The organism is Rhodococcus sp. DMU2021 (assembly GCF_019641445.1).
Classification (GTDB): Bacteria; Actinomycetota; Actinomycetes; order Mycobacteriales; family Mycobacteriaceae; genus Rhodococcus; species Rhodococcus pyridinivorans.
This window is the reverse complement of record NZ_JAIFKB010000005.1, coordinates 19,083-31,156: the sequence shown is the minus strand read 5'-3', so window position 1 is coordinate 31,156 and position 12,074 is coordinate 19,083. Positions and strand designations below refer to the sequence as shown.

The following is a 12,074-nucleotide window of genomic DNA, read 5'->3' as shown; positions in this document are numbered from 1 at the left end:
CGGATTGTGATCTGTGACGAACACGAGCGCCCGACGGCCCTCCCCGTCGGGCGTGCAGGACACGTGACCGAACGGTAACTTTACCGTGACCGGGGCCGTCGGGGTGCTCCGACGGGAGGAGTTGTCACGTGGCCGAGGCGGGGTCCGAACGAGGAATCGACAGGTTCGGAGGAGCCGCGACACAGTCGCGGAGTGGTCGCCGGTCCGGCGGACCCCGCCCGGAGCGGCGTGGGCGTGGTCGTCGTGGTGTGTTGTTGCCGCAGTTGTTGGTGTCGGCGGTGGAGTCGGCCGGTGATGCGGTGGCGGTGGTGGAGGGTTCTCGGTCGTTGTCGTATCGGGAGCTCGATGCGGTGTCGTCGCGGTGGGCGCGGTGGTTGATCGGTCGTGGGGTGGGGCCGGGGGATGCGGTGGTGGTGGCGGTGCCGCGGTCGCTCGAGTCGGTGGTGGTGTTGTGGGCGGTGGCGAAGTCGGGGGCGACGTTCGTGCCGGTGGATCCGGGTTATCCGGCCGAGCGGGTGCAGTTCATGGTGGCCGATTCGGGTGCGGTGTTGGCGTTGACGGTGGCGTCGGTGGCGCAGGTGGTGGCCGGGTCGGCGGGGTCGGTGCCGGTGGTGGTGGTCGACGAGGTGTCGGTGGCCGCGCAGGTGCGGGGGTTGTCGTCGCGGCCGGTCTCGTATGCGGATCGGGTGCGTTCGCTCGAGCCGTCGGATGCGGCGTGGATGATTTATACCTCGGGGTCGACGGGGCGGCCGAAGGGTGTGGTGGTCTCGCATGCCGGTGTCGGTGGGGTGATTGCGGCCGAGCGTGAGCATTTCGGGGTCGATGGCTCGTCGCGGGTGTTGCATGTGTGTTCGCCGAGTTTCGATGTGTCGTTGCTCGAGTTGGGGGTGGGGTTCTCGGCGGGGGCGACGGTGGTGGTGGCGCCGGCGGGGGTTGGTGGTGGTCCGGATCTGGCGGATGTGATTGCGTCGCAGTCGGTGTCGCATGTGTTCATGACGCCGGGTGCGTTGGGGTCGATGGATCCTGCCGGGTTGGATGCTCTGCGTGTGGTGGTCGTGGCGGGTGAGTCGTTCACCCCGGATCTGGTGCGGCGGTGGTCGGTGCCGGGTCGGCGGCGGTTCTTCAATGCCTATGGTCCGACGGAGACGACGATTCTGGCGACCGCGTCGGCGGAGTTGGTGCCCGATGCGCCGGTGGTGATCGGGTCGGCGATCGCGGGGGTGGGGGCGTTCGTGCTCGATGAGCGGTTGCGTCCGGTGCCCGAGGGTGTGGTCGGTGAGTTGTATGTGGCCGGGGCGCAGGTGGCGCGGGGTTATCACGGTCGGTTCGGGTTGACCGCGGCGCGGTTCGTGGCCGATCCGTTCACTCCGGGTGGTCGGATGTACCGGACGGGGGATCTGGTGCGTCGGGGTGGCGATGGGGTGTTCGAGTATGTGGGGCGCAGTGATTTCCAGGTCAAGATTCGGGGGTTCCGGATCGAGTTGGGGGAGATCGATGCGGTGTTGTCGTCGGTGCCGGGGGTCGGTTTCGCGGTGACGGTGGGGGCGGCGTTGGCGTCGGGGGAGTCGGCGTTGGTGTCGTATGTGGTGCCCGAGGCGGGGGCGGTGCTCGATCCGGCGCAGGTGCGCGCGTCGGTGGGGGAGGTGTTGCCCGGTTATATGGTGCCGTCGTCGGTGACGGTGCTCGACGAGGTGCCGCTGACGCCGGTGGGGAAGGTCGATCGGGCGGCGTTGCCGGCGCCGGTGTTCGAGGTGGCCGAGTATCGGGCGCCGCGGACACCGGTGGAGATCGCGGTGGCCGAGGAGGTCGCGCAGGTTCTGGGGGTCGAGCGGGTCGGGTTGGATGATTCGTTCGTCGATCTGGGGGGTAATTCGTTGGCGGCGACGCGGTTGGTGGCGCGGTTGTCGGCGCGGTTGGGGTATCGGGTGGCGGTGCCGGTGGTGTTCGAGACGTCGTCGGTGCAGGAGTTGGCGGCCCGTGTCGATATCGACACCGCCGGTGCCGGTGCCGGGACTGTGGTGTTGGCGGTGCGGGAGCGTCCGGAGCGGGTGCCGTTGTCGTTGGCGCAGCAACGCATGTGGTTCCTCAACCGTGTCGATTCGTCTGCGGCCTATAACATTCCGGTCGTCGTCCGGTTCACCGGAGCGCTCGACGCAGACGCGCTCGGCCGTGCGATCGATGACGTCGTGGCCAGGCACGAGTCGTTGCGGACGGTCTACCCGGAGGTCGACGGCCGTCCCGTACAGCACATTCTCGGTGCGGACTCGGTGCGGTCCGTGCTCGTCCCGGTCGACATCTCGCCGGATGCGCTGGCCGGCAGGATCGAACGAGTCGTCTGCACTCGATTCGATGTCACACGTGAGGTCCCGTTCCTCGTCGAACTCCTCCGGACGGCGCCGGAGGAGCACGTGCTCGTCGTCGTGGTGCACCACATCTCCGCCGACGGCTACTCGATGGGGCCGCTGACCCGGGATCTTGCGGCTTGCTACGTCGCCCGACTCTCCGGTTCGGAACCGCGGCTCCCCGAATTGTCCGTGCAGTACGCGGACTACACACTCTGGCAGCGCGAGATCCTCGGCGACGAGTCCGATCCCGGCTCGATGTCCTCCCGACAGATGGATTTCTGGCGTCGCGCCCTCGACGGAATCCCCGACCGGATCGACCTTCCCGCCGATCACCCGCGGCCGAAGGTGCAGTCGTATCGTGGTGCAAGCGTGGATGTCTCGATCGGTACGGAGGTCCACACGGCGCTCCAGGCACTTGCGCAGGATCACGGCGCCACGCCGTTCATGGTGGTTCACGCGGCGTTCGCGGTGCTGCTCTCCCGGATGTCCGGCATGCGCGACATCGTGGTCGGCACTCCCGTCGCGGGACGGAACGACCCGGCACTGGACGACCTCGTCGGAATGTTCGTCAACACCATCGTCTTCCGGGCCGAGGTAGATCTCGCGGAGTCGTTCTCCACTCTGCTCTCCCGGGTCCGGAAGGCGGACCTCGCCGCGTTCGCGCACGCCGACGTGCCGTTCGAGCGTCTCGTCGAGGTGCTCGATCCGGTGCGGTCTCTCGCGCACCACCCGTTGTTCCAGGTCGGATTGTCCTTCCAGAACCTGTCGCGCGCGTATCTCGACCTACCGGGTCTCGAGGCCGAAAGTCTCGCAGCGGAAAGGAACGTCTCCCAATTCGATCTGCACCTGATCCTCGCCGAACGCTACGACGGCGAGGGCGTGGTGGACGGGTTGGCCGGTGTGCTCACCTACGCGACAGATCTCTTCGAGGAGTCCACCGCGCAGGCACTCGCGGACATGTTCGTGCGCCTGGTTCGCGACCTCGTGACCGACCCCACGCGGCCGGTGGGCGACGCACAGATGCTCGACCCCGCGCAACGCACCCGCCTCCTGCACATCTCGGGCGGCCGGCGACACCCGGCCGACGCGCAGACGCTACCGGAGCTCTTCCGCAGAAACGTATCCCGTGTCCGGGAGGCCACCGCGGTGGTCCACCCCGGCGGACGAGCGTCGTACCGGGAATTCGCTGCGCGGGTGAACCGTACGGCACGCGCACTCGTCGCAGCAGGTGTCGGACCCGAGACCCGGGTGGGACTTCTGATGCCGAACTCTCTCGAGCTCGTCGTCGCGATGTTCGCCGTCTCGACGGCCGGCGGCGCCTACGTGCCCCTCGATCCTTCTCTGCCGTCCGGCCGGATCGAACAGATCGTGGACACCGCCCGTCCCGCGCTCGTTCTCCGTTCGTCGAAGACGACCGGCGCAACCCGCACGGTCGATACCCGTGACGCGGTTCTGTTCGACATCGACGACCCGGCGTGGGAAGAGTTGCCGGCGGACGATCTCACCGATGCGGACCGGACTTCGCCGCTGTCACCCGACAATGCGGCCTACGTGCTGTTCACCTCGGGCTCCACGGGAACACCGAAGGGAGTGGTCGTCCCGCACCGGGCGGTGGTGAACCAGCTGGAATGGATCCGTTCCCGGTTCGGAGCGGACCACCGTGAAGTGGCAGTGCTGCACACACCGCCGACCTTCGACCTGTCGGTGTGGGAGTTCTGGGGTGCGCTCACTTCCGGTGGATGTCTGGTCGTTCCGCCGCCCGGACGGTATCTCGATCCTGCGGCGATGCTGGCCTTGATGGACCGGGAGGAGGTCACCACCTTCCACTCCGTACCGACCATGCTCGATATGCTCACCGCGGCAGCGACCGGCGAATATCCCGCCTCGTTGCGCCGGGTGCTGTCCATCGGGGAAGCGCTGTCGCCCGCCTCGGCCGAGGGATTCCGGAAGTGCTCGGATGCCGTGCTGACGAATCTCTACGGTCCCACCGAGGCGACCGTCTCGGTCACTGCCCACGAGGTGCGGGAGGACGACCTGCATGTCGTTCCGATCGGTGTGCCCGCATGGAACACGACCGTGCGCGTGCTCGATGGGCGCCTGAACCCGGTTCCGGTGGGGGTCGTGGGCGAGTTGTATCTGGGTGGGGTGCAGCTTGCGCGCGGATACCTCGGCCGTACGGCAGAGACCGCCGCTCGGTTCGTCGCGGACCCGTTCGGCGACGGACGGTTGTACCGCACCGGTGATCTGGTGCGGTGGGTGGAGACATCGGCCGGCACCGAACTCGAGTATGTGGGACGTCGGGACCAGCAGGTGAAGATCCGCGGTTTCCGGGTCGAACTGGCCGAGATCGAGGATGCGCTGCGTTCGTGCCCGGGGGTGATCACCGCCGCTGCGGCGGTGCAGAAAGATGCGGACCGGGGAGACCGGCTGGTGGCCTTCGTCGTGGCGGACGACGACACCGACCTCGACGTGGAAGCGCTACGACCTGCCCTCACCGAGCGGCTGCCGGGATACATGATTCCGACCGCGATCGGCCTGCTCGACCGACTGCCCCGAGGGACCACCGGAAAACTCGACCGCAATGCTCTTCCCGTTCTGCGGGCCGAAGCCGCTCGGTACCGTCCGCCACGGACGGACACCGAAGCAACTGTCGCGTCGGCATTCGCTCGCACGCTCCGGATCGAGCGAGTGGGACGTGACGACGACTTCTTCGCACTCGGCGGAACGTCGTTGCTCGCGATCGCCGTCCACGGCGAGTTGGCGGCTGCGGTGGGGCACACCGTGCCGGTCGAGTGGATCTTCGACAGTCCTGTGGTCGCCGATCTCGCGGAACGGATCGATCGCACCGACCCGACCGGCAAGGACGGACGCAGGGCAGCTTTCGACATCGTGCTACCGCTGCGCACACCGGATGCCGATGGTCCACCGGTGTTCTTCGTGCATCCCGTCGTAGGCCTGGCGTGGAGTTTCGCCGGGCTGGCCGAGTACGTGGAGGACGGACGCCCGGTCTACGGACTGCAGTCACCGGCACTGTCGGGTGACGCGCCGTTACCCGGGACCATCGAGGAATGGGCCGCCGTCTACGTCGAGGCCGTTCGTGAAGTCCGGCCCGCCGGTCCGTATCACCTCGTCGGTTGGTCGATGGGTGGCGTCATCGCTCACGAGATGGCGGTCCGGTTGCAGCGCGCGGGCTCGATCGTCTCGTCGCTGACCCTCCTCGACGCGCACGTACGGATCGTCCTGACCGATCGGGTCGATCCGGCGGAGGTCGCGATGGCAGGCCTGATCGGGGCCGGGCAGGGTGGCGACACACCACCCGCGGGTGTGTTTCGTTTCACAAACAACCCGGCGGACGACAACGGGCCGGCGCTCGGGTCGCTTCCCCTCGACGGGATTCTGCGCGGCATAACCCACTCCTTCGAGGTGCTCGAAGGTCACACACCGGGCCTGTTCGACGGGAACATGTTGTTCGTCGAGGCCGGGAAATCCTCCCGCCGGGAACAGCCTTCGCTTCGGGAATGGGATCCGTTCGTCACCGGTCGCGTGGTGCGGCACATCGTGGACGTCGATCACTGGGGCATCACCTCCGATGAAGGATGCCGTGAGATCGGGCCGATCCTGGCGAAGTTCACCAGCGGTGAGAATGTCCGAATTGCCCAGTCGGGCAACCGGGGAGGCGGAGTCGGTCCGTCCGTTCGAGTGGAGCCCTAGCCCGGCCTGTGCCAGACTCGATCACGATCGGCAGATGTGGACCGGTAGTCGGGGACCAGTCCACACAGATGCTCGATCGATGGGCGCCGCGAACTCTCGCGACGTCTGGTTTTGCGTACCCCCGGCGAGATCGGGGAGGGCATGACCACCAGTGCAATCGGGCCGGAATCGAGTCCGGCGGTGTCCGCAGACGCTCACCGACAGCGCGGTTCTCGCCGGTGGAATCACCGTCTACGCCGCCGTCCCGCGACCGCGCTTCTCCCGCATCTGCTGGCCGCGGCGGTCGAGCGCGATCCTTCCGGTATCGCGATGCTCTCCGAATCGGGATCGACGACCTACGCGGAACTCGACGCCGCTTCGTCACGTCTGGCGCGACTGCTGATCGGCCGTGGTATCGGCCCCGAGGACGTCGTGGCGCTGGCTTTCGTCCGGTCGCCGGAATCGGTGGTCGCCACCTGGGCCGTCGCCAAGACGGGCGCGGCCTTCGTTCCCGTCGACCCCACATACCCGCCCGATCGGGTCGAGCACATGGTGGTCGACTCCGGCGCTGTTACCGGACTGACCCTTTCGGACACCGCTTCCTCGTTGCCGGAGACCGTCGAGTGGCTGCGGATCGATGCACCGGACGTGTCGTCCGAAGCGGAGGCGCTGGCCTCGACCCCGGTGGGCTTCGACGAGCGACGCGGTCCGCTGCGACCGGACAACGCCGCCTACGTCATCTACACGTCCGGTTCGACCGGACGGCCCAAGGGTGTGGTCGTCACCCATACAGGTCTCGCGAACTTCTGTGCGGAGCAGGTCGAACGCTACGGCCTGACGGCCGATTCGCGCACCCTGCACTTCGCATCGCCGAGTTTCGACGCTTCCGTACTCGAACTGCTCCTGGCGGTCGGGGCGTCGTCGACCATGGTCGTGACGCCGCGCTCGGTCTTCGGCGGTGGCGAATTCGCAGAATTCGTTCTGCAACACGGGGTCACCCACGCCTTCGTCACTCCGGCCGCGTTGTCCTCGGTGGACCCGTCCGGGCTCGGCGTGCTGAACACGGTCGTCGTCGGTGGTGAGGCATGCCCGCCCGAACTGGTGACGCGATGGGCTCCCGGACGCCGATTCTTCAACGGCTACGGCCCCACCGAGACGACGATCATGTCGAACATCTCGGACGAACTCGCTCCCGGCGACCGGGTGACGATCGGGCCCCCGATCCGCAACGTGTCGGAGTCCGTGCTGGACTCGCGTCTGCATCCGGTTCCCGCAGGTGTCGTGGGGGAACTGTACGTCTCGGGTCCGGGCGTGGCCCGCGGCTATCACGGACGTCCCGGATTGACGGCGACACGATTCGTCGCGGCTGCCGGAGGCACACGGATGTACCGCACCGGTGACGTCGTCCGTGGACCAGAAAGCGCCGATGCGGGCATCGTCTACGTGGGCCGCAACGACTTCCAGGTGAAGGTGCGCGGTTTCCGCATCGAACTCGGGGAGATCGACGCGGCGCTGTCGTCCTTCCCCGGAGTGGATTTCGCCGTCACCCTCGGCCGTCCGACACCTGCCGGGGAGACACGCCTCGTGGCGTACGTGCACGGTGCCGGTGCGGCGCTCGATGCGGATGTCCTCACCCGCCACGTCGCAGACCTGCTTCCGGCGTACATGGTTCCCGCAGCGGTCGTCGTCCTCGACCGGATTCCCCTCACCCCGTCCGGCAAGGTCGACCGCGCCGCCCTGCCGGAACCCGGGATCACGGCCACCGAGTTCCGTTCCCCCGCGACGGTATCGGAACGGGCGATCGCCGAGGTGTTCGCCGACGTGCTCGGGGTGGACCGGGTCGGGCTCGACGACAACTTCTTCGATCTCGGCGGCAACTCGCTGCTCGCGACCTCCGTCACCGGTCGTCTCCGGACACGGCTCGGAGTCACGGTCGGTGCCGCGGCGCTGTTCGAGGAACCGACCGTCGCGGGACTCGCGTGCCGCCTCGACGCCACCTCGTCCGGCGGAACGGTGCCGCTCGTCGCACGGCTCAGACCCGCACGCCTGCCCCTGTCCTACGCTCAGCAGCGCATGTGGTTCCTCAACCGCCTCGATCCCGAGTCCGCCGTCTACAACATTCCGCTGGCGGTCCGGCTCGCGGGCACCCTCGACATCGACGCGATGCGTACGGCGTTCGCCGACATCGTCGAACGTCACGAGACGCTGCGCACGGTCTACCCGGAGGTCGACGGTACCGGGGAACAGCGCATCCTCGAACCCGGGAGGGTCACGGTCGACGTGCCGGTGGAGCAGGTTCCGGCAGAGGCACTGGTCGAGCGGCTCGCGACCGTCGCCGGACGTGGTTTCGACGTGACCGCGGAGGTGCCGGTCCGCGCGCACCTGTTCGAGACCGGAACCGACGACCACGTGCTCATGCTCGTGATGCACCACATCGCCGGTGACGGCACGTCGCTCGCGCCGCTCGTGCGCGATCTCGTGACCGCGTACACCGCCCGAGCCGAAGGCCGTCCGCCGGCGTGGACGCCGCTGCCGGTGCAGTACGCCGACTACACGCTGTGGCAGCGCGAGGTCCTCGGCAGCGACGACGATCCCGGGTCCGTCGCCGGCCGGCAACTGGCGTACTGGACCGAAGCGCTCGCCGGTATCCCCGACCACCTCGACCTCGCCACCGACCACGTCCGCCCCGCCATCCTCGGCTCGGGTGGCGGCACCGTGCGCACCGAACTCGACGGCGACACCTACGAGTCGATCACCGCGCTGGCACGCCGCACCGGGACGACGCCGTTCATGGTCGTCCACGCCGCGCTCGCGGCGCTGCTGGCGCGACTGTCGAACACCCACGACGTGGTGATCGGGACGCCCGTCGCGGGTCGATCGGCACCCGAGCTCGACGACCTCGTGGGCATGTTCGTCAACATGCTCGCCCTGCGTACCGACGTCGACCTCGGCGCGTCCTTCACCGAACTGCTCGACCAGGCGCGCCGGGTGGACATCGCGGCCTTCGACCACGCCGACGTCCCGTTCGAGCGGCTCGTGGAGGTGCTCGACCCGGTTCGGTCGCCGGCGCGCCATCCCCTCTTTCAAGTGGGCCTGTCGTACCACAATTTCACCCTCGACGCGCTCGAGTTGCCGGGCCTGCGGGTCGAACCGCTCGACGCCTCGTCCTCGTCGGTCCGGTTCGACCTCCACGTCACGATCGTCGACCGCGGCGTGAACGGCGGACCCGGCGGGTTCGACATCGAATTCGGTTACGCCACCGACCTGTTCGACGAGTCGTCCGTCCGCCGCATGGTCGACCGCTATCTGCGGATCCTGTCGGTCGTCGCCGACGACGCGGACGTCGTGGTCGGCGACATCGACCTGCACGATCCCGACCAGCTCGCCGCCATGCTCGAAGCATGGGAGGCCGAGCAGGTCGCGGTGGGCCCCGGCCGGACCCTCGCCGACCTGTTCGCCGACCAGGTCCGCTCAACACCGTCGGCCTGCGCGCTCGTCGATGCGAAGAGCGAACTCACCTACGGTGAATTCGCCACGCGGGTACGCCGTCTCGCACGGATGCTGATCGACCACGGAGTCGGTCCCGAGACGGTCGTCGCCCTCCCCATCCGTCGTTCGATCGATCTCGTCGTCGCGATGTATGCCGTCGTCGAGGCCGGCGGAGCGTACCTGCCGCTCGACCCCGACCATCCCCGCGAGCGGATCGAGTACATCGTGGAGTCGGCCGACCCGGCATGTGTGCTCACCACCGGCCGCGACCGGATCGACCTCCCCGGTGACCGCCCGACGATCGAGGTCGACACGGTCGATCTCGCCGCGTACGACGGTCGCGCCCTGCGGAACTCCGACCGTCTCGCACCCCTGCGCGCCGGGAACGCGGCGTATGTGATCTACACCTCGGGCTCGACCGGCCGTCCGAAGGGAGTCGTCGTCTCGCACGAGGCGATCGTCAATCAGCTGGTCTGGAAGAAGAACGAGTACCGGCTCGGCGAGGGGGACGCGGTCCTCCTCAAGACCGCCGCGACCTTCGACCTGTCGGTGTGGGAGTTCTGGTCGGCGCCGACCTCGGGTGCGAAGCTCGTCATCGCGTCGCCCGACGGACACCGTGACCCCGCCTACCTCAACGACTTGATCCGCCGCGAGAACGTGACGACCCTGCACGTCGTCCCCTCGATGCTCGATGCGCTGCTCGACGACGCAGAAGGAGAACTGCCGGGTTCGCTACGACGCGTCCTGGCGATCGGCGAGGTACTTCCGGTCGACACCGCGGAGCGCACCCTCGAACACTCCGACACGGACCTCGTCAACCTCTACGGTCCGACCGAAGCGGCGGTCTCGGTGACAGCCCACCGAGTCACCGAGACGGCGGAAACATCCGTGCCCATCGGGTCGCCGATCCCCAACACGCAGGTGTTCGTCCTCGACGACCGCCTGCATCCGGTGCCTCCGGGTGTCGCGGGAGAGCTGTATCTCGCCGGTGCCCAGCTCGCTCGCGGTTACCTCGGGCGTCCCGAGCTCACCTCCGAACGGTTCGTGGCGAACCCGTTCGGTGCACCCGGTACGCGTCTTTACCGCACCGGCGACGTCGTGCGCTGGCGGTTCGACGACGACGGGCTGTCGGGCACGCTCGAATACCTCGATCGCGCCGACTTCCAGGTGAAGGTGCGGGGTTTCCGCATCGAACTGGGGGAGATCGAATCGGCGTTGCGTGCGCTTCCGCAGGTTCGTGACGCCGTCGTCACTGTGCAGAACGGCGATCGGATCGTGGCATTCGTGGTTCCCGTCGCCGAATCCCCCGACATCGCGTCGATCCGCGCCGCGCTGACCCGGACACTGCCGTCCTACATGGTCCCCCAGGGCTTCGTCACGCTCGACGTCCTGCCGCTCAACGCCAACGGTAAGCTCGACCGCAAGGCTCTTCCGGAAGCGGAGGTCGCCTCGGCGCCGTATCGCGCCCCGCGCAGCCGCACGGAGACGGTCGTCGCCTCGATCTACGCGGAAGTGCTCGGTACCCGGGACCGCGTGGGTCTCGACGACGACTTCTTCGGAATCGGGGGCAACTCGCTCAGCGCCGTGAAAGTCGCCGCACGCTTGCGGGACGTCCTCGACGCCCACGTCGAATTGCCCTGGCTCTTCCTGTATTCGGGCGTCGAGGAACTCGCCGCCCGGATCGATGCGCACGGTGACTCGGCGCGAGACGCACTCGGCGACGCAGGCCTGGATCTCGTTCTACCCCTGCGTGCCGGTGGGGAGGGTGCGCCGGTGTTCTGCATCCATCCCGTGACGGGACTCGCATGGGGCTTCGCCGGTCTCGTCCCGTATCTGGGCGACCGTCCCGTCTACGGCCTGCAGTCGCCCGCCCTCGGGGCGAGTGGCGCTCTCCCCTCGAGCATCGATGCGTGGGCGGACGAGTACGCCCGGCGTATCCGGGAGATCCACCCGCACGGTCCCTACCATCTCGTCGGCTGGTCGATGGGAGGCATCCTCGCCCAGGCCGTCGCGATACGACTGCGCCGCGCCGGGCAGGAGGTTCCGACCCTCGCGCTGCTCGACGCCTACCCGGAGGCACGAGGCGCTGCGGCTCCGGAGCGGGCGACCGCACCCACCGTCGCCGAGGTCCTCGGTTTCGGCAGGGACGTCCCGGGGGCCTCGGTGCCCTTCACCGAGCTCACCCCCGAGAACGCGCAGAAGATCGTCGAGGGTCTACCGGCCCCGTTCGACGTACTCACCCCGGAGCGGATCGAACGGATCGTCGAGGGTGTGCGTCACTCCTACACCCTCCTCGCGTCACATCGACCCGAGGTCTACGACGGGGACCTGACGGTCTTCGTCGCCGAGGCCGACCGCTCCGCGTCATCCGCAGAGACGTGGTACCCGTTCGTGAACGGACTGGTGACCACGCGCGAGGTCCCCGTCTCCCACTGGGACCTCGCCACCCGGAAGGCTTGGGCCGTGATCGGTCCCGCCCTCGGCCGACGGCTCGATTCGGGGCGCTGACCGGCAAGAACTCGATATCTCTGCCGCATGGGGCGAACCGCC

Annotated in this window: 2 protein-coding genes; both read left to right on the top strand. The window is 68.3% G+C overall.

Annotated elements, in window-relative coordinates; all coding sequences use genetic code 11:
• Positions 1-248: 248 nt before the first annotated feature.
• Positions 249-6,056, top strand: a complete 5,808-nt coding sequence (locus K3M35_RS10400; RefSeq protein WP_220666387.1) for a non-ribosomal peptide synthetase — start codon at positions 249-251, stop codon at positions 6,054-6,056.
• A gap of 141 nt (positions 6,057-6,197) precedes the next feature.
• Positions 6,198-12,032 (top strand): non-ribosomal peptide synthetase, encoded by a 5,835-nt coding sequence (locus K3M35_RS10395; RefSeq protein ID WP_220666386.1) that lies wholly within the window; start codon positions 6,198-6,200, stop codon positions 12,030-12,032.
• Positions 12,033-12,074: the final 42 nt, after the last annotated feature.